Source organism: Phytobacter ursingii, assembly GCF_001022135.1.
GTDB classification, from domain to species: Bacteria; Pseudomonadota; Gammaproteobacteria; order Enterobacterales; family Enterobacteriaceae; genus Phytobacter; species Phytobacter ursingii.
In genome coordinates, this window is sequence record NZ_CP011602.1 from 4,712,573 (window position 1) to 4,732,526 (window position 19,954).

General features: G+C 56.5%; 16 protein-coding genes. 10 read left to right on the forward strand and 6 right to left on the reverse strand.

Translation table 11 applies throughout. The annotated features are described in order from the left end of the window. The first annotated feature begins 8 nt into the window (after positions 1-8). The 9 genes from yicI (at position 9) to AB182_RS25825 (ending at position 9,772) form a co-directional block, all read left to right on the forward strand. Positions 9-2,327 (forward strand): alpha-xylosidase, encoded by a 2,319-nt coding sequence (gene yicI / locus AB182_RS25780; RefSeq protein WP_047372555.1) that lies wholly within the window; start codon positions 9-11, stop codon positions 2,325-2,327. Positions 2,328-2,824: 497 nt separating this feature from the next. Then, on the forward strand, positions 2,825-4,378 hold the full coding sequence (locus tag AB182_RS25790; protein ID WP_047372557.1) for a BglG family transcription antiterminator: 1,554 nt from the start codon (positions 2,825-2,827) through the stop codon (positions 4,376-4,378). Between the two features lie 25 nt (positions 4,379-4,403). Beyond that, positions 4,404-4,874: a PTS sugar transporter subunit IIA gene (locus tag AB182_RS25795; RefSeq protein WP_047372558.1), complete on the forward strand. Its 471-nt coding sequence runs from the start codon at positions 4,404-4,406 to the stop codon at positions 4,872-4,874. Between the two features lie 19 nt (positions 4,875-4,893). Further along, positions 4,894-5,208: a PTS fructose transporter subunit IIB gene (locus tag AB182_RS25800; RefSeq protein ID WP_039080096.1), complete on the forward strand. Its 315-nt coding sequence runs from the start codon at positions 4,894-4,896 to the stop codon at positions 5,206-5,208. 18 nt (positions 5,209-5,226) lie between these two features. Then, on the forward strand, positions 5,227-6,318 hold the full coding sequence (locus tag AB182_RS25805) for a PTS fructose transporter subunit IIC (protein WP_039080097.1): 1,092 nt from the start codon (positions 5,227-5,229) through the stop codon (positions 6,316-6,318). Between the two features lie 11 nt (positions 6,319-6,329). Next, a complete protein-coding gene (locus tag AB182_RS25810) occupies positions 6,330-7,181 on the forward strand; it encodes a class II fructose-bisphosphate aldolase (RefSeq protein ID WP_047372559.1) in 852 nt (283 codons plus the stop codon). 81 nt (positions 7,182-7,262) lie between these two features. Next, the gene (locus tag AB182_RS25815) at positions 7,263-8,123 is read left to right on the forward strand and encodes a ketose-bisphosphate aldolase (RefSeq protein ID WP_047372560.1); all 861 of its coding nucleotides are present in this window, start codon (positions 7,263-7,265) and stop codon (positions 8,121-8,123) included. Between the two features lie 48 nt (positions 8,124-8,171). After that, positions 8,172-9,089, forward strand: coding sequence for an ROK family protein (locus AB182_RS25820; RefSeq protein ID WP_047372561.1), 918 nt, complete (start codon positions 8,172-8,174; stop codon positions 9,087-9,089). Further along, complete coding sequence (locus AB182_RS25825; protein WP_047372562.1) at positions 9,086-9,772, forward strand: D-lyxose/D-mannose family sugar isomerase; 687 nt, start codon at positions 9,086-9,088, stop codon at positions 9,770-9,772. Before AB182_RS25820 ends, AB182_RS25825 begins: the two co-directional genes overlap by 4 nt. A gap of 594 nt (positions 9,773-10,366) precedes the next feature. Here AB182_RS25825 and AB182_RS25830 read toward each other — a convergent pair. Both AB182_RS25830 and AB182_RS25835 read right to left on the reverse strand, forming a co-directional pair. After that, positions 10,367-12,109 (reverse strand): AsmA family protein, encoded by a 1,743-nt coding sequence (locus AB182_RS25830; RefSeq protein ID WP_047372563.1) that lies wholly within the window; start codon positions 12,107-12,109, stop codon positions 10,367-10,369. A gap of 120 nt (positions 12,110-12,229) precedes the next feature. Then, positions 12,230-13,615: a uracil-xanthine permease family protein gene (locus AB182_RS25835; RefSeq protein ID WP_047372564.1), complete on the reverse strand. Its 1,386-nt coding sequence runs from the start codon at positions 13,613-13,615 to the stop codon at positions 12,230-12,232. Positions 13,616-13,841: 226 nt separating this feature from the next. Here AB182_RS25835 and AB182_RS25840 point away from each other — a divergent pair, with 226 nt between their 5' ends. Then, a complete protein-coding gene (locus AB182_RS25840; protein ID WP_052958922.1) occupies positions 13,842-14,519 on the forward strand; it encodes a hypothetical protein in 678 nt (225 codons plus the stop codon). Here the strand turns inward: AB182_RS25840 and recG are convergent, their stop codons facing one another. The 4 genes from recG to rpoZ form a co-directional block, all read right to left on the reverse strand. Further along, a complete protein-coding gene (gene recG / locus AB182_RS25845; RefSeq protein WP_047372565.1) occupies positions 14,520-16,601 on the reverse strand; it encodes an ATP-dependent DNA helicase RecG in 2,082 nt (693 codons plus the stop codon). Between the two features lie 5 nt (positions 16,602-16,606). After that, positions 16,607-17,296 (reverse strand): tRNA (guanosine(18)-2'-O)-methyltransferase TrmH, encoded by a 690-nt coding sequence (gene trmH, locus AB182_RS25850; RefSeq protein WP_047372566.1) that lies wholly within the window; start codon positions 17,294-17,296, stop codon positions 16,607-16,609. A gap of 231 nt (positions 17,297-17,527) precedes the next feature. Then, complete coding sequence (gene spoT / locus AB182_RS25855) at positions 17,528-19,654, reverse strand: bifunctional GTP diphosphokinase/guanosine-3',5'-bis pyrophosphate 3'-pyrophosphohydrolase (RefSeq protein WP_047372567.1); 2,127 nt, start codon at positions 19,652-19,654, stop codon at positions 17,528-17,530. A gap of 18 nt (positions 19,655-19,672) precedes the next feature. Further along, positions 19,673-19,948: a DNA-directed RNA polymerase subunit omega gene (gene rpoZ, locus AB182_RS25860; RefSeq protein ID WP_000135058.1), complete on the reverse strand. Its 276-nt coding sequence runs from the start codon at positions 19,946-19,948 to the stop codon at positions 19,673-19,675. Positions 19,949-19,954: the final 6 nt, after the last annotated feature.

A 19,954-nucleotide genomic window follows, 5' to 3' on the forward strand; every position in this document is an offset into this window, starting at 1 on the left:
ACGTTGTTATGAAAATCAGTGATGGAAACTGGCTCATTCAGCCCGGGCTGAACCTCATCCACCCCATTCAGGTGTTCGACGTGGAACAGCAGGGGAATGAGATGGTGGTTCACGCCGCGCCGCGCGATGTGCGTGAGCGCACCTGGCAGCTGGACACGCCGCTTTTCACCCTGCGTTTCTTCTCGCCGCAGGAAGGTGTGGTGGGTGTGCGCATTGAGCACTTCCAGGGGGCGCTGGATAACGGCCCGCACTATCCGCTCAACGTTCTGAACGATGTAAAAGTTGAGATGCAAAACAGCGACGCGTTTGCCGAACTGAAAAGCGGCAACCTCAGCGTGCGGGTGACGAAAGGTGAATTCTGGTCGCTGGACTTCCTGCGCAATGGCGTACGCATTACCGGTAGCCAGGTGAAAAACAACGGCTATGTGCAGGATGGCAACAGCGCGCGCAACTATATGTTCGAGCGCCTGGACCTCGGCGTCGGCGAAACGGTGTATGGCCTGGGCGAGCGCTTTACCGCGCTGGTGCGTAACGGCCAGACGGTGGACACCTGGAACCGCGACGGCGGCACCAGCACCGAGCAATCCTACAAAAACATCCCGTTCTACCTCACCAACCGTGGCTATGGCGTGCTGGTGAACCACCCGGAAAACGTGTCGTTTGAGGTGGGGTCCGAGAAGGTCTCCAAAGTGCAGTTCAGCGTGGAAGGGGAATACCTCGAGTACTTCGTGATCGACGGCCCGACGCCGAAAGAGGTGCTCAACCGCTATACGCAGTTTACCGGGCGTCCGGCGCTGCCGCCTGCGTGGTCGTTCGGGTTGTGGCTCACTACGTCATTTACCACCAACTACGACGAAGCGACGGTGAACAGCTTTATCGACGGCATGGCGGAACGCAACCTGCCGCTGCACGTCTTCCACTTCGACTGCTTCTGGATGAAGGCCTTCCAGTGGTGTGATTTTGAATGGGATCCAGTCACCTTCCCGGACCCGGAAGGGATGATCCGCCGCCTGAAAGCCAAAGGGCTGAAAGTCTGCGTCTGGATTAACCCCTATATCGGCCAGAAATCGCCGGTGTTTAAAGAGCTGAAAGAGAAGGGCTATCTGCTCAAACGCCCGGATGGCTCCCTGTGGCAGTGGGATAAATGGCAGCCGGGGCTGGCGATTTACGACTTCACCAACCCGGACGCCTGTAAATGGTATGCCGACAAGCTGAAAGGGCTGGTAGATATCGGCGTCGACTGCTTCAAAACCGACTTCGGCGAGCGCATCCCGACTGATGTGGTGTGGCATGATGGTGCCTGCCCGCAGAAAATGCACAACCATTATGCGTACATCTACAACGAACTGGTGTGGAACGTGCTCAAAGAAACGGTGGGGGAGAAAGAGGCGGTGCTGTTTGCCCGTTCGGCCTCCGTTGGCGCGCAGCAGTTCCCGGTGCACTGGGGGGGCGACTGCTACGCCAACTACGAATCGATGGCGGAAAGCCTGCGCGGCGGGCTGTCGATTGGCCTGTCCGGGTTCGGTTTCTGGAGCCACGATATTGGCGGCTTCGAAAATACCGCGCCTGCGCATGTGTATAAACGCTGGTGCGCGTTCGGGCTGCTCTCCAGCCACAGCCGCCTGCACGGCAGCAAATCCTACCGCGTGCCGTGGGCGTACGATGACGAGTCCTGCGACGTGGTGCGCCATTTCACCGAACTGAAATGCCGGATGATGCCGTATCTCTATCGCCAGGCGGCGCTGGCCAACGAGTGCGGCACGCCGATGCTGCGCGCCATGATGCTGGAGTTCCCGGATGACCCGGCCTGCGACTATCTCGACAGGCAGTATATGTTGGGCGATAGCGTGATGGTGGCGCCGGTATTCAGTGAGTCAGGCGATGTGCAGTTTTATCTGCCGGAAGGGCGCTGGACGCATCTGTGGCATAACGAAGAAATACAGGGCAGCCGCTGGCATAAGCAGGTTCACGATATGCAAAGCCTGCCGGTGTATGTGCGTGGCAATACGCTGCTGGCGCTGGGCAATAACAGCCAGAGGCCGGATTACGCGTGGCATGTGGGCACCGCCTTCCAGCTGTTTGCGCTCGACGACGGGCAGCGCGCCGTTTGTCAGTTGCCTGCGACCGATGGCTCGGTGGTCTTTACGCTGACGGCGACGCGTTCTGACAACGTTATTACCGTGAAGGGGCACGGCGAGGCCCGTAACTGGACGCTGTGTCTGCGCAATGTACCGCAGGTTCACGGCGTGCAGGGCGGTTCGCACGCCGGTAGCGAGTGGGGCGTGGTGGTGACGCCTGCAGGCGGTGAGTTGGTGATTACATGGTAGGGTAGTCTTTACCCCTCTCCCTCAGGGAGAGGGGACCGATCGAGCAGCCTTTCCCCCTCTCCCTTTTAGGGAGAGGGCCGGGGTGAGGGTCTCTGGCTGCGCTGTTGCCGACTCCCGGATGCGGCGTAAACGCCTTTTCCGGGCTACGGTTCGTGCGTTCGGGGTGCTGGCCGGTAGCCCTGGTAAGCGCAGCGCCACCGGGGTTTTTGTACCTGACACGAGCAACGCCAGACATCCACAAAAGAATTATCCGATTTAAAATTTTTATCCTCCCCATATTTGCGAGCGCTATCACGTTAATTATCGCGAAAAATGTGATCTGCGCTGTAAATATCTCTGAGATCCCGCTTGTTGTCTTATTTTTTGTCCGGAAGGCAGGACACAATTTAGTATTGTCGTTATTTCAATGCCCTTTTATATTTATCATCACGGATTGCAAGCGGAGCTTACCTGTTTTAGAGCTTCATCATTATTTTTAATCTGTGTAAGGGTAAATAATGCAAATGATTACCTCGCGACAAAACAGATTATTGAAATTCCTTCTCCCGCGAAGGGAATTTATCACTTTATTAAAAATTGCTGAATATTTAAATGTTTCGGAAAAAACCATTCAGCGGGATTTACGCATCCTCGAACCGTGGCTGGCAGAATGGAATATTGGCATCAATAAACGTGCCGGTGCTGGGGTCATGCTCAGTGCAGATAATATTACAGACCTGTTGCACCTCGACCAGTTGCTTGGTACCGAAGCCGATGATACCGATGGCATGATGAACAATTCCCGGCGCGTGAAAATCGCGTCGCAATTATTAAGCGAAACGCCACATGAAACGTCCATCAGTAAATTATCGGAACGCTATTTTATTAGCAGCGCTTCGATTGTGAATGACCTGAAGGTGATTGAGTCGTGGATTGCCCCGCTGGGATTGACATTAATACGCAGCCAGAGCGGAACGCATATTGAAGGCAGCGAAAGCAGCGTGCGTCATGCAATGGCTTCGTTAATTAATGGCGTTATTAATCATAACGAACCTGGCAGCGTGATCTATTCCCGCCTCGATCCGGGCAGTTATAACGCACTGGTTCATTACTTTGGTGAAGAAGACGTTTTATTCGTTCAGTCCTTATTACAAGAGATGGAAAACGATCTCTGCTGGTCATTGGGTGAACCTTATTACGTTAATATTTTCACCCATATTTTAATCATGATGTACCGCATTACGCGCGGCAATGCGTTGCCAAAAAAAGACGACAACGCCAGTGCCTTTGATGAAAACATCTTTGCTGTTGCCAGCCGTATGATCCAGCGGATAGAGCAACGTATCGTCCATCCGCTGCCGGAAGACGAAGTCTGGTTTATTTATCAGTACATTATCTCTTCCGGCGTGGTCATTGAAGAGCATAACGACGTCAGCGTGATTGGCCATATGCACTCCAGCGACGAGGCCCGGTTGCTTACCCACCGGCTTATCGCCACCTTCGCCGATATGGTCGACAGCGACTTTAGTCAGGACATCGCGCTGTACGACGGGCTATTGATTCATATTAAGCCATTGATTAACCGTCTTAATTACCAGATTCGCATCCGTAATCCGCTGCTCGATGATATCAAAGGCGAATTGCAGGACGTCTGGCGGCTGACCCAGTGTGCGGTGAACCGGGTGTTCAGCGGCTGGGGCGATCAGGCGGTATCGGAAGATGAAATCGGTTATCTGACCGTGCATTTCCAGGCGGCGATGGAACGACAGATTGCCCGCAAGCGCGTACTGCTGGTCTGTTCGACGGGTATCGGCACCTCGCATCTGTTGAAAAGCCGCATTCTGCGCGCCTTCCCGGACTGGACCATCGTTGGCGTGGTCTCTGCGGGGAGCCTGCCGTCCGTACTGACGGACGATATTGAACTGGTTGTCTCGACGATCAATCTGCCGGCCATTGCTCTGCCAGTGGTATACGTCACCGCCTTTTTTAATGATGCCGATATTAAGCGCGTGACGGAAACGGTGATTACGGAAAAATTGCATCGTGCGACGTCTTTGGTCGTCGAACATTAATATCTGAATCCATGAGGTATGTTTAATGGACATAACAAAAATCCTGAATACGAATCGCGTTATTTTAGATATGAAAGCTACGAACAAAACGGAGGCGATTGAGGAATTAACCGACCTTTTGCAAAAAGATGGCGCGATTAGTTGCCGGGAAACATTTATTCAGGATGTCTGGCAACGTGAATCAGAAGGGTCGACCGGTTTCGAAAATCATATCGCGATACCTCATGGCAAATCCTCGGCGGTGGTCAATACCACCCTGGCGATTGGACGCACACGTCACGATATTCCCTGGGAAACCCTGGATGGCAGTAACGTGCGCTGCATTATTTTATTTGCTGTACGGCTTGAAGATCAAAACACGACGCATATTCGTCTGCTTTCTCAGGTAGCGGGTGCGCTGGCGGATGAAGAGATCATCGAGCAATTACTGGAAGAGAGCAGTCCACAAAAGATTATTGACTTGTTTAGTCAATATGCCGAATCCGATGTTTGCTAAATAAAAAGTGGAGCATGTTATGAATATTGTTTGTGTTGCTGCCTGTACGGCGGGTATTGCACATACGTATATTGCCCGCGAGAAGTTAATTAAAGGCGCGAAAGCGCTTGGGCATAATATTAAAGTGGAAACTCAGGGCACTATCGGTACTGAAAATGAGTTACTGGCGGAAGATATTTCCGCAGCCGACGTCGTTATTCTTGCGGTCGATGTCAAAATAAAAGGAGAAGAGCGCTTCATTAATAAACGCATCGTGCGAGTTAAAACCGAGATTGTCATTAAATCACCCGTTCAGTTTCTTGAAAAGGTCGAAAAATCATTAGCTAATGCGTGATCCTTATCTGGAGGTCACATGAGTGAAAATAAAGTTCCTGTTTCGCAGGAAATAAAAAGACATCTTTTGACGGGCATCTCGTGGATGATTCCGTTAATTGTGGCCGCAGGGATTTGTATTGCCCTCGGCCAGGTACTCGGCGGCACAAACGTTGGAGAAAAAACGGGCACCATCCCCTGGATGCTCAATCAGATTGGCGGCTGGGGAATGGGATTGATTGTCCCTCTGATCAGCGCCGCCATTGCCTATTCCATTGCTGACCGTCCCGGATTCGCGCCGGGCCTGATTGTTGGCTTTGTCTGTGGGCAAATTCATACCGGGTTTATCGGCGGGATGCTGGGTGGGTTCCTGGTGGGCTACACCGTTCTGCTGCTTAAACACTACATTCGCCTGCCGAAATCCATGCAGGGTCTGATGCCCATCATGGTGCTGCCGGTGCTGAGCACCATTATCGGCGGCCTGCTGATGATGACGCTGATCGGCAAACCTATCGCCTGGTTGCAGGAAGCGCTGATCCACATGCTGGAGTCGATGCAGGGCGGCTCGCGTTTCCTGATGGGCGCGATTCTTGGCGCGATGGCAACGTTCGACTTCGGCGGCCCGGTGAACAAAACCATGTCGCTGTTTGCCGATGGTCTGCTGGTCAGCGGCGTCTACGGGCCGGAAGCGGTGAAGTTTGTCGGCTCCATCATTCCCCCGTTCGGCATCACCCTCTCTTTCCTGCTGACGCGTCACAAATACACCCGCGCTGAACGTGAAGCGCTGAAAGCGGCTTTCCCGATGGGAATTTGCATGATTACCGAAGGGGTTATCCCGATTGCGGCGCGTGACCTGCTGCGTGTGGTCGGCTCCTGCGTGGTGGCCTCGGCGATTGCCGGCGGCCTGATCATGGTGTGGGGTGTGGAAAGTCCTGTTCCGCACGGTGGCATGTTTGTGGTTCCGCTGTTTACCCATCCGCTGCTGTTCTGCCTGGCGTTGGGGATCGGCACGGTTATCTGCGGCGTGATGCTGTCGCTGTGGAAGAAACCGGTGACCGAACGTGATGAAGAGTTTGACGAGCTCAGCGATAAGAAACTGAAAGACGAAGAGATCACCTTCACCCTGGAATAAACGGAGACCCTATGTTTGCCGATATGAAAAGCATGGTGACCAAAGCCTGGCGTGAACACTATGCGCTGCTGGCCATCAACTGTATGAACCTCGAAAGCGCCCGCGCAGCGGTGCGGGTTGCCGAGAAACACCGCGCGCCAATTATCCTGAACCTGTATCAGGGGCATCTGGCGCATTTCCCGCCATCGGTTGCCGTGGCGGTGGTGAAAGCGCTGGCTGACGAAGCCACGGTGCCGGTCACGCTGGCCCTCGACCACGGGAAAGATCCGGTGCGTATTCGCCAGGCATTTCGCGCCGGGTTCAGTGGGCTGATGATTGACGCCTCTGCCTTCCCGCTGGAAGAGAACGTCCGCCAGACCCGTGCGGTGGTTGAACTGGCCGCCAGTGCCGGGCTGTGTGTGGAAGGGGAGCTGGGCCATCTGGCCGATGCGCCGCGCTATGACCACGCCACCAATGCGGATCTGATGACCCAGGCTGCTGACGTTGAACCGTTTATTGCGCAGACCGGGATTGATCTGCTGGCGGTTTCCGTCGGGACCGCGCATGGCATGTACGCCCCTGGCATCACGCCTGCTATCGATTTTCAGCGCCTGGAAGAGGTGGCCCGCAAATCGACGGTTCCCCTGGCGTTGCACGGCGGTAGCGGCACCCCGTTTGACCAGATGCAGCGTTGCCCGTCCTTTGGCGTCGCCAAAATTAACGTCGGCGCCGCGGTGTTCGAAGCCGGGAAAGCCGCGCTGCTGCATACCCTGTGTCATGACAGCTCTCTGGAGCTGGTGGACGCGCTGATCGCCATGGAGCAGGCCAGCGAGGACGCCATTATCCCGTATCTACAGGCCAGCGGCGCTATCGGCAAAGCCTGATCCTTTTTTCTGTTACGCCTTCTATGCCTCTGCAACGACGCACCGGCAGGGCTTGCTACACCCTGAAACTGGAGAATTAACATGTTAATTTCGATGAAAGAGTTACTGAAACCCACCCGCCAGCACGGTTTCGCCATTGGTGCGTTCAACGTGGCGGATAGCTGCTTTATCCGCGCGGTGGTGGAGGAAGCGGAAGCCACCAACACGCCTGCGATTATCTCCATCCATCCCAGCGAACACGATTTTGTCGGGGACAGCTTTTTCGGCTATGTCCGCGATATCACGATGCGCAGCCCGGTGCCGTTCACCCTGCATCTGGATCACGGCGCGTCGGTCGAGCATGTACTGCGGGCAATCCAGTGTGGATTTACCTCGGTGATGATTGACGGCTCGCTGCTGCCCTATGAAGAGAACGTGGCGCTGACCAAAGAGGTGGTGCGCCTGGCGCATGCGGTGGGCGTATCGGTGGAAGGGGAGCTTGGCACCATCGGCCAGACGGGGACCTCTGTGGAGGGTGGCGTGTCGGAAGTGACCTACACCGACCCGGCACAGGCGGAGGATTTTATTGCCCGCACCGGGGCAGACACTCTGGCCGTGGCGATCGGTACGGCGCACGGTATCTATCCGAAAGGGATGCAGCCGAAGCTGCAAATGAACATTCTGCGCGATATTGCGGGGCGTCTGGATATTCCGCTGGTGCTGCACGGAGGGTCGGCGAACCCGGATGCGGAAATTGCCGAGTCCGTGACCCTGGGCGTGGGCAAAATCAACATCTCCAGCGACATGAAGTACGCCTACTTCCAGAAAGTGCGTGAGATCCTTGCCCGCGAAACCTGGTGGGATCCGAACGTGATCTATCCGGATGCGATCAGCGCCGCGCGCGATGTGATCCGCCACAAAATGAAACTGTTTGGATCGACCGGGAAAGCCTCGCTCTACTAAGGCCATCGAGGCGGGTTCGCCCGCCTCTTTCGCAATAAGGAAAGAGACATGTACTACCTGGGGCTGGATATCGGCGGCACAAAAATCGCGGCGGTGGTGATGGATGCGCAGGGGCGGGAGTTGGCCCGTTACCGCTGCCCGACGCAAAAAGCGAGTTATCCGCAGTTTGTGGAATCGGTGGTCGCCTTTATCGATCAGATTCGCCATGACATACAACAGCCGATGATGACGGGGATTGCCCTGCCGGGCAGCGTCTCGCCGCTGAACGGGCTGATTAAGAACTCGAATATTCAGGTGATCAATGGCCGCCCATTGCAGGCGGATCTCCGGCAGTTGCTGGGGCAGACGGTGGTGATGGCGAACGACGGTAACTGCTTTGCCTTGTCGGAAGCCTGCGACGGTGCGGGGCAGCAGCATGAGGTGGTGTTTGGCATCACGCTCGGCACCGGCTGCGGCGGCGGGATAGCCATTCACCGCCAGCCGTTTGTTGGCGCGTGGGGGAATGCCGCCGAGTGCGGGCATATCACCCTGCCGGGCTACAGCGAGCAGCACGACGGGCCGCCAGTGCGCTGTTACTGCGGTAAAGATAACTGCGTGGAGTCGTTTGTCTCCGGGACGGGGTTGAGCGAGCGCTATCAGCAGCTTAACGGGCAGCATCTTACGGGCGATGCGATTGTGGCGCTGGCGCAGCAGGGGGAACCCGATGCCGTGCGGCAGGTGGCGCGCTTTCGCCAACAGCTTGCCCGCACGCTGGCGACGGTGGTGAATCTTCTCGACCCCGGCGTGATTGTGATTGGCGGCGGGCTGTCGAACGCGGCGTTGCTTATCACGGACCTCTCCGATGAAGTGGCGCCTTTCGTTTTTACCGATCATTTTTCCACCCCCATCGTGAAAGCCCATCACGGCGACAGCAGCGGCATGCGCGGCGCTGCCTGGCTTGCCATTCGAACCGGGAGAACAGAATGAAGCGTTCACAAATTAATTATGCCATTGATAAAGCCCATGCCATCGCCGAGACGTTTCGCGTGTGCCTGCCGACGTTTGCATTTTTGACCGCCGATGCCTGGCGAAAGCAACCGCTGGCGGAGTGGAGCGAAGTGCTGGACCTGCAGCTGGGTTGGGATATCACCGATTTTGGCCGGGGTGATTTCAGTAAAACGGGCCTGACGCTGCTGACGTTGCGTAACGGCGCGCTGAATTCAGCTATATACCCCAAACCGTATGCCGAAAAGATGCTGCAAATTCAGCAGGAGCAGGAGACGCCGTGGCATTTTCATACCCATAAGATGGAAGACATTCTGAACCGGGGCGGCGGCGATTTATGTATGCAGCTCGGCTGGGCGACAGAAGAGGCGTTGTTTGACGAGCGGCGCACGGTAGAGGTGAGCGTGGACGGGCGGCGTCGTTCGTTTAAGCCCGGCGAGACGCTGGTGTTAAAACCGGGTCAGGGGGTGTGCCTGCCGCCGCGTCTGTATCACCGTTTCTGGGCCGAGAAAGCGTTTGTGCTTGGCTGGGAGATTTCGATGGTGAATGACGACAAGCGCGATAACCATTTTCTCGAACCCGGCGGGCGTTTCCCGGCCATTGACGAGGATGTGCCCGTGAAGTGGTTGTTATGCCATGAGTATGGGCGTTTGAATGTGGCGTGATGTTCCCGGATGCGGCGCGTTTTTCTCCCTTTTCCCGAGGGGGGAAATGTGGCTCTGGTGGTCATTCCGTTCACCTTATGTTCCTTGCTTTTCTGTCGCGACAGAACCCGTGAACGTGCCAGGGTGGCTCACCGCCACCACCATGGCGACCCGGGCTCCCGGCCAGGAAAATCGCCGCTGGCGCGGTCCATGATGCTTATGTCGTCTGACTTTCGGGTCGGGGACCAGCCTGCGTCCTTGCAGGCTATCCCCTCCGCCCGCTTCCCTGCGGGCGGCCCCGGTCAGCCGTCAACGCCTCATCGATTTTCAGCCGGACCCTGTCATCGCTGTCACTGTTTCGTTCTCATTACGCGGTGTCATCGCTGTAAAACGTAATATGACTGGGATTTCTCAGCCCTCGGGGAGAGGGCGGGATGAGGGTTTCGGGATTCCTGGATGCGGCGCAAACGCCCGATCCGGGCTACGCATCGTACCGACTCGGCTGCAAGGCAGCGCGCTTTTCTCCCTCTCCCTTTTAGGGAGAGGGACGGGGTGAGGGGATTTCCGGATACGGTTGGTAGCCCCGGTAAGCGCAGCGCCACCGGGGAAAATGGGTTACGGCGTTGGTTGTGTCGTGGTTGGCGTCGGAACAGGTGCCGACGCGGGCGCAACAGCTTCACCACCGGACACCACGCCGTTGCGCATCGTCTGTTTCACCTGCTGTTGCTGGGCATTGACGGCAGAAAGCTCGCCATCAACCGTTGGTTTTAACGGCGCATCGGCCTGAATACGGCCCGTGGCGCTCACTTGCAGATTACCGTCGCCGCTAATGGGCAATGCTGGCCATCCCCATTGTTCCAGCACATTCACCGGTACGCCGCGACCGTTCAGGCTGACTTTGACGGTGCGGTCCGGCGTCTGCCCCACGACGGCGGTTGCCTCCAGCATCCCTTTTTCGGTAAAGGCGCTCAGCTCAGTAATGTTTACTGAACTGCCGTTGGCGCTCAACCCCAGTGACGGCCTGCGCACATCCACCCGGTTAAAGGTTGCGGCGGCGGCATTGAGCTTCACATCGCCATTCCACACCCCCCATTTGTGGTCGCGCGCCAGCTGTACGTTAGTGCCGTAGCCATCCAGCGAGGTCAACTGCCATGGGAAAGCCGGGTCGATATCAATCACCAGGTTGCGGCTGGCGCTGAATTTGGTCAGCGTGACGCTGTTGAGCCAGTCGGGCAGGGTATCCATCCACAGCTGTTTCCAGTTGGCGGGCAGGGTATATTCGAGCCCGACGATGGCCGCGTCGTTCAGCACCAGCGCTTTACCGCTGCGCGTCCAGTAGCCGGATGTGCGCACCATTCCGTTTTCCCAGCGGGTAGTGAACTGCTGCATCGCGATGCCCGCCGGGGTAAATTCGGCGTTCACAATCGGGTCATAGAAATGCAGCGAACCGTAGATAAATTCATTGGCGTTCATCGATAGCTGACCGTCATCCGTATGCCAGTCGCCTTTGGTCAGCGTCAGGTTGCGCAGCGTCAGGTCCAGGTCTGCAATCGCCCACTCTGGCCCTTGCAGACGCGCATCGGTCACATCCAGTCGCCCGATTTGTAGCGACGGCAGGGTGGTGAGCGGTGCAAAAAAATCTTTCAGCGATTTGTCGCTCTGCAGGCGAATATCGGTCAGCCGCAGGTTATCCACCACCCAGCCGCCATCCGCATCGCGTCGCGCATTGCCGGTCAGCGAACCACGCGCCATATCTGCGCCGATGGTCGTTAACGTGACCGTGCCTTTATCGAGACTACCCTGAATTAAAACATTGTTGGCAGGGACGCCGTTAAGGGTCATCGAGCCGGCGCTCATCTGGATTTGCGCCTGCGTGCCGAGCACATTGCCCTCGACCGGCTGCCATGGGATCACGGCGCCAGTGACGCGTTGCGCACTCAGATCCCAGCCAGTCGCCGGGCTGTTAAAGGCCATATTGCTCAGTTGCAGACGGTCAGCCTGGAAGGGGAGCGGCGCGGTAGCCGGGGAGAGATTTAGCGTGCCGTCCTGCAGCAAAATAGTATCGGTGTGCAGTGGATCGGTGAACTGGCGGCTACTCAGACCGATATCAACGGCTTTGGCGACCAGCGTAGCGGGCTGCCCTTTGCGACCAAAATTGACGTTGCGTAACAGCACATGGGAAGGCGAGGAAAGCTGGTGGTCAATAGCATCAACGGCGAGGTGATATTGACTCTTTTCGTTTACCCAGTTACTGACCTGCGTTGCGCCCCAGCGGGTCTGCAGCAGGAAATAACAGGCCACTATCGCCAGCAGCAGGACGACAATGACGAAAATTAGCAGCTTTCCAATAAATTTCATGATCTTCCACCCTCGTAAGCCCGTACAGGAGTTATGCACGATTTATGCGCATTCCTCAAGGCACGAATGGTGAAAGAGCGTTACAGAGGCAACGGAATACATCCGCTGCCTCTGCTGGAATTACGGCTTATCGGCAGGGAAAACCAGGTTCAGTACGATAGCGGTGATGCCACCCGCAGCGATACCGGAAGTGAGCAGATTTTTCAGCCAGTCAGGGGCGAATTGCAGAATCATCGGCTGCTGGGACACGCCCAGGCCAACGGCCAGCGACAGAGCGATGATCATGATCGCGCGGCGGTTCAGCGGCTCGCGGGAAACGATACGTACGCCAGAAGCGGCAATGGTACCGAACATCACCAGCGTCGCTCCGCCCAGTACCGGCTCAGGCAACTGCTGAACGAACGCAGCCACGGCCGGGAACAGGCCCATCACCATCAGCATGACGGCAACGAAGAAACCCACATAACGACTGGCGACGCCCGTCAACTGGATCACGCCGTTGTTCTGGCCGAAACAGGAGTTCGGGAAGGTGTTAAACACCGCAGAGACAAAGGAGTTCAGACCGTTTGCCAGAACTCCGCCTTTCAGGCGATTCATGTACACCGGGCCGGAAACCGGCTGCTCAGAGACGTCTGACGTTGCGGTGATATCGCCGATGGTTTCCAGCGAGGTGATCATAAACACCAGCATCAGCGGCAGCAGCAGGCTCCAGTCGATGCTCAGGCCGTAATACAGCGGCGTGGGGATCATAATGGCGCTGGACGGCGCGTTATAAGCCGGGAGCATACCCATCATCATGGCGACGAGATAGCCGACCGCCATCGCAATCACCAGGGAGGCGATTCGCAGGTACGGGTTACGCTGGCGGTTCAGCAGGATGATGATGGCAAGGACAATACCCGCCAGCAGCAGGTTTTTCGGCGCGCCGAAGGTATGGTTCGCCATCGCGCCAAAGCCACCACCCACGGACGTCAGGCCAACCTGAATCAGCGACAGGCCGATGATCATAACCACCACACCGGAGACCAGTGGGGTGATGATGCGGCGGGCGAACGGCAGAATGCGGGAGATAACCATCTCGGTGCAGCTTGCCAGCATCAGGGAGCCGAACAGGGCGGCCATCATTGTCGGCACATCGGCACCGCCGGTTTTCAGTGCGGTACCGCCCATGATCAGCGGCGCAACGAAGTTAAAGCTGGTGCCCTGAATAGACAACAGGCCGGAACCGACCGGACCCCAGGCTTTGATCTGGATGATGGATGCGACGCCGGAGGCGAACAGCGACATGCTGATGATGTGCTGCGTATCCTGAGCCGGTAGACCCAGTGCCTGGCAAATCAGCAGGCCTGGCGTGATAACGCCAACAAACATCGCCAACAGGTGCTGTAGCGCGGCAAAAATAGTTTGCGCCAGCGGTGGGCGGTCTTCAAGGCGGTAGATCAGCTCACTTGGCTGGGTATGCGCAACCGTTTGCGCATTTTCGGACTCGATGGTGTTGACAGACATCGCAAACAATCCCCTGATGGAAAAGCGGAGATTCTATCGGACTGTTTGGTAAAAGCAAACGGTTGCTAAACAATAAAACGTACTTTTATAAAGAATGTTGAGAGCGACAAATTGGGTTCTAAAGCCTACGGATTTTGGTTGGTCCGGGTATTTAACGCTCCGCAGGATTTGCGCAATGCTAAAATCATCGGCAATCGCGCATGAAAATTAAAAGTTAGGGATTGATATGAAAGGAAAAATACTGCTCGCGCTGACCTTTTTCTCCGCCGGGTGTCTTGCTGACGAATACGATCTGCACAGTTGCCGTAATGGTTATTTTCCCGCCTGGCCAGGCGTGTTCAACCAGGCGACAGTGAAAGCCGACGGCGACGCAAAAGTGCATTTTTACCGCGACGATGAGGGATGCCCAGGGCAAGGCAACGTCTGCGCAACAAAACCCTATCTGGTGGCGGGCAATACGGTGCTGGTGGCGCAGGAAGTGCCGGGCTGGAGCTGCGTCTGGTACTCAGGTAAAAAGCATGAGTTTGTCGGCTGGATGTCTACCGCAAATCTGGAAAAACAGCCGGTACACAGCGCAACGCTTGCCGAATGGACCGGTAAATGGCGAGCCGAAGTGGGTGACAACGAAATTCACATCACCTCTGTCGGGAAAGGACAGCTGAATGTCGACGGCCAGGCGACCTGGTATGGCGGGAAAGATTCGCAAGGGTATGACATTGTCCACACCGGCGATCTCGATGAAACCATAACGCCACAGGGGAATGCGCTGCATTGGGGAAACCCGAAAGAGGAATACACCTGTAGCGGGACGGCGCAACTGGTCAATGGCAACTTAATCGTCCATGATAGCGGCTATTGCGGTGGCATGAACGTCAGTTTTGATAACGTCTATCACAAACAGTGATCAGGCGTTTGAATAACGCTCTGTTTCCGGCATCCAGCGCTCAATAAGGGCTGCGGCCTGCTGAGGATAGCGTTCGTGAATATGACGGGCGATGCGCTGCACTTCCGGGATCATCGCCTGGTCACGCAGTAAATCGGCCACTTTGAACTCGGCATTCCCGGTCTGGCGGGTGCCGAGCAGCTCGCCGGGACCGCGAATCTCCAGATCTTTTTGCGCAATCACAAACCCGTCGTTACTGTCGCGCAGCACCTGCAGGCGTTTTTGCGCGGTTTTCGACAACGGCGATTTGTAGAGCAGTACGCAGTGCGAAGCCACCGCGCCACGTCCGACGCGACCGCGCAACTGGTGGAGTTGCGCAAGACCCAGACGCTCCGGGTTTTCGATAATCATCAGACTGGCATTAGGCACATCCACGCCCACTTCGATCACGGTTGTCGCTACCAGAAGGTGCATGTCGCCCTGCTTGAAAGCCTGCATCACTGTCTGTTTTTCCGCCGGCTTCATGCGACCATGAACCAGGCCGATGTTCAGCTCCGGCAGCGCCAGCTTTAACTCTTCCCATGTGGCTTCCGCTGCCTGGGCTTCCAGCAGGTCAGACTCTTCAATCAGCGTACAGACCCAGTAGGCCTGGCGACCTTCCCCGGTACAAGCGTTGCGCACGCGATCGATAATGTCGCTGCGTCGGGTATCCGGGATGGCGACGGTGGTCACAGGCGTTCGGCCCGGCGGGAGTTCGTCGATAACTGAGGTGTCGAGATCGGCATACGCGGTCATCGCCAGGGTACGTGGAATCGGCGTTGCGGTCATGATCAACTGATGGGGATGGAAACCCTGCTGCTGGCCTTTCTCCCACAGTGCCAGACGCTGATGGACGCCGAAGCGGTGCTGTTCGTCTATAATCACCAGCGCGAGGCCGTTAAACTGCACCTGCTCCTGAAAGATAGCGTGTGTGCCGACGATCATTTGTACCTGACCGCTGGCAATCGCGTCCTGCTGGGCCTGGCGCGCCTTGCCTTTTTGTTTACCCGCCAGCCAGCCCACTTCCACACCGAGCGGGGCAAACCAGTTGCGGAAATTATTGGCATGTTGTTCAGCCAGCAGCTCGGTCGGCGCCATTAATGCCACCTGGTTGCCGTTCGCAATCGCCCGCAAGGCTGCCAGCGCCGCGACCAGGGTTTTCCCCGAGCCCACATCACCCTGCACAAGGCGCATCATCGGCACATCGAGCGCCATGTCACGTTCAATTTCTGCCACCACGCGTGCCTGAGCGCCGGTAGGTTTGAACGGCAACGAGGCCAGCAGGGCATTTTTCAGCGTATCCTGAGGATTCAGCGGCTTTGCGTGATAACGCTGCGCCCCGGCACGCAACGCCAGCATGCTGAGGTTGTGTGCCAGTAACTCTTCCAGGATTAAACGTCTTTGCGCCGGGTGTTGCCCGGTTTCCAGCTCGGCGAGCTGCAGCGTCGGCGGCGGGCGATGCAGGGTGCGCAAGGCTTCCGGCAGTGTCATTAGCCCCTGTGCCAGCTCTGGCGGCAGCAGTTCAGTAATCGCGCAAGTGGCAAGCAGATCCAGCGCCTGGTCGGTGAGCTTGCGTAACGTCGCCTGTTTTATCCCTTCGGTTGTCGGATAAACCGGCGTTAAGGTTTCCTGTAATTCCGGCGTGCTGAGATCGCCCTGCACGCGGTATTCCGGGTGAATCATCTCTGCGCCGTATTTCCCGCGCTTTGCTTCACCGTAGGCCAGCACACGACGCCCGGTCGCGAGGCTGTTTTTCATCGCCGCGTTGAAGTTGAAAAAGCGCATGGTCAGAATGCCGGAACCGTCGCTTATCTGGCAGGTCATCATCCGACGCCCGCCAAAGGTGATATTGCAGTTCAGCACTTCGCCTTCGACCGTGGCGTAAATGCCCGGCAGCAGGTCGGCAATGGGGTAGAGTTGGGTGCGATCTTCGTAGCGTAAAGGCAGGTGCAGCAGTAAATCCTGAACCGTATGCAGGCCAATTTTGGCAAGTTTGTTGGCCTGCGCCGCGCCAACGCCGGTAAGAGTATTGAGGGGGACGGCATCCAACAGGCGACCTTGCATAGGCGTTATCTCGCTGCCTGCATGGTAGCCCACCAGCCTTCGTCGGCATCCACTTCGCCGCGTTCATTGACGCGGGGATACGGCAGACCTTTGCGTTTGGCGACGCGCGCCAGTACCGGATAACCGCCTTCAAACAGCCGACGCTGCTGCTCTTCGTCGGGCAGCATGCTGTTTTCGCGCAGGTACATACCGGCGTTTTGCCGTTGGCGCTGGGCTTCATAGAGGATCAGCGCAGAGGCAACGGAGACATTCAGTGACTGCACCATGCCGATCATCGGGATGATGATGTCCTGATCCGCCAGATCTAATGCTTCCTGGCTGATCCCGGTTTTCTCCTGCCCCATCAAAATACAGGTGGGACGGGTGTAGTCGATCTCGCGAAAATCAACGGCTTTGTCTGAGAGATGTGTCGCCAGTATCTGCATTCCCGCCGCTTTCAATTGGGAAACGGCGTCGCCGATGGTTGGGTGGGTTTTCACTTCCACCCAACTGTTGCTGCCCGCCGCGGATGACAGCATGGTATGCATGCGACGGTTCGGCCAGACGGCGTGAACTTCATGTACGCCGACAGCGTCTGCGGTGCGGATAATAGCGGAGACGTTATGCGGTTTATGGACCTGCTCCATGCAGACGGTCAGGTCCGGTTGACGTCTGGCCAGCATCTCGCGGATTCGCGCATAACGTTGTGCATTCATATCCACTTCATCCTTCACATTGCCCCTTTAATCGCTGCGGATGACTCGGCCCATCCCTGTGCCTCGCCCCTTACGGGGCCGCTGCAAGCCGCGTTCAAATCCGCTCCCGGCAGATTTGTCATTCGGTTGCCGCGTTTTTCGGCTTGCCGCCTCACCCTTTCAGGGCCAGCGCAAGCGCTGTTCAAAACGCTAAAGCGTTTGTGAAGCAATTCGAATGCTTTTGAGTCAACACTAGTTGCGGTTACGGGTGACTTTAATCACATCCGGCATGACGCGGATTTTACGCATGATGTTCGCCAGATGGACGCGATCGCGTGACGTCAGACGGATAAAGGCGCTGTAAACGCGACCGTCTTTTTCTTCCGTGTTCAGGCTCTGAATGTTGGAAGATGCGGTGTTGATTGCCGCAGTCAGATTCGCCAGCGCGCCCTGATGGTTGAACATATCCACCTTGATTTCGGTGATAAATTCCTGCGCGGTGTCCTTGTCCCACTCAACGGCCATAAACTTCTCTGGCTCTTTCTGGTAGCCACGGATGTTACGGCAAGATTCATGGTGGATAACCAGCCCTTTGCCAGGGCTAACGTGCGCCACAATCGGGTCGCCGGGAATCGGACGGCAGCACTTCGCGAAAGTAATCAACACACCGTCCGCACCTTTGATCGGCAAATGACCGCCGCTGGCACTCGTGGCGGTACTGGTGCTTTGCGTTGTCGCCACCGCTTCGCCCTGCTGCAGGTTCTTCGCCACCACCACGCTCATGGCGTTGCCGAGACCGATTTCTGCCAGCAGATCGTCAAGCGAGGCGAGCTTCATACGGTCCAGCTCGCGCTGGATATGTTCTTGCGGAATTTCCGCCAGTTTACGGCTTCCACCTAGTGCGTGATTGAGCAGACGGCGGCCAAGGCTTACCGAGTCATCACGCTTGAGGTTTTTCAGCAACTGGCGAATTTTGGCGCGGGCTTTGGAGCTCACGACAAAGTTAAGCCATGCCGCATTCGGGCGTGCGCCCGGTGCGGTAATGATTTCTACGGTCTGGCCGCTGGAAAGCGACTGCGACAGGGGATACGGCTGCCTGTCGACGCGTGCGCCCACACAAGCGTGGCCGATGTCGGTGTGTACCGCATAGGCAAAGTCGACCGGGGTCGCGCCTGCCGGCAGTTCCACGATGCGGCCTTCCGGGGTGAAAACATAAATCTCATCCGGGAAGAGATCAGATTTAACGCTCTCGATAAATTCAAACGAGCTGCCTGCGCTCTGTTGCAGTTCGAGCAGGCTTTGCATCCAGCGCTGGGCGCGGATTTGCGCGGTGGTGCTGGTTTCGCCATGCTCTTTGTAGGCCCAGTGCGCCGCGACCCCCATTTCCGCCATCTGGTCCATATCTTCGGTGCGAATTTGCACTTCAACCGGGACGCCATGGGGACCGATCATCGAGGTGTGCAGAGACTGATAGCCGTTCGCTTTTGGAATGGCAATATAGTCTTTAACGCGACCTGGACGCGGTTTGTAGAGGCTGTGCATCTGGCCCAGCACGCGATAGCAGGTGTCAGCATCATGGACGATTACGCGGAAGGCGTAGATATCCATAATTGAATGAAAACGTTGCTCTTTGAGCACCATCTTGCAATAGATGGAGTACAGATGTTTTTCGCGACCGCTGACGCGACACGGAATGCCCGCTTCCTGCAAACGCCCTTCGATTTCAGAAAGGATCTTCTGAATCATCTCTTTACGGTTACCGCGCGCGGCTTTTACCACTTCTTTAATGACGCGATAACGGTTTGGGTACAACGCTTCAAAGCCCAGCTCTTCAAGCTCGGTTTTGATGTGATGGATACCTAAACGGTGCGCCAGCGGGCTGTAAATTTCGAGGGTTTCACGGGCGATGCGACGACGTTTATCCGGGCGAAGAGAGCCCAACGTGCGCATGTTGTGAGTACGGTCGGCGAGTTTGATGAGAATGACGCGGATATCCTGCACCATCGCCATAATCATCTTGCGAAAGTTTTCGGCCTGCGCTTCTTTCTTGTCGCGGAACTTGAGCTTATCAAGCTTTGACACCCCTTCCACCAGTTCGGCAACGCTTTTGCCAAACAGCTGTTCCATGTCCTGGTAGGTTGCGGGGGTATCTTCAATCACGTCATGCAGCAGCGCGGCCATCAGCGTTTCGTGGTCGAGTTTCATCTCGGCCAGGATACAGGCTACGGCAACCGGGTGCGTGATATAGGGTTCACCACTTGAACGTGTCTGGCCCTCGTGAGCGTCACGTGCAACGAGATACGCCTGCCGAAGACGCTTAATCTGGTCTTCCGGCAGGTAGTTTTGAATCAGTTGATTCAGACTTTCAAACAGATACAAGGGCGACCCGCTTATTGATTAACGACGACCTTCAGCAATAGCGGTAACGGCTTGTAATTCAGCGGCTTCCTGCTCTTGCTGTTCCTGGCGCTCACGTACGTCGAGGATCTGGTTGTTGATCAGACCTTCTTCGATTTCGCGCAGCGCGATAACGGTGGTTTTATCGTTTTCTTCCGGTACCAGCGGATCCTTTCCGCCTACCTGCATCTGACGAGCGCGACGCGCGGCGACCAGTACCAGGTCAAAACGGTTACCAATTTTCTCTACAGCGTCCTGAACAGTTACGCGTGCCATATTTAA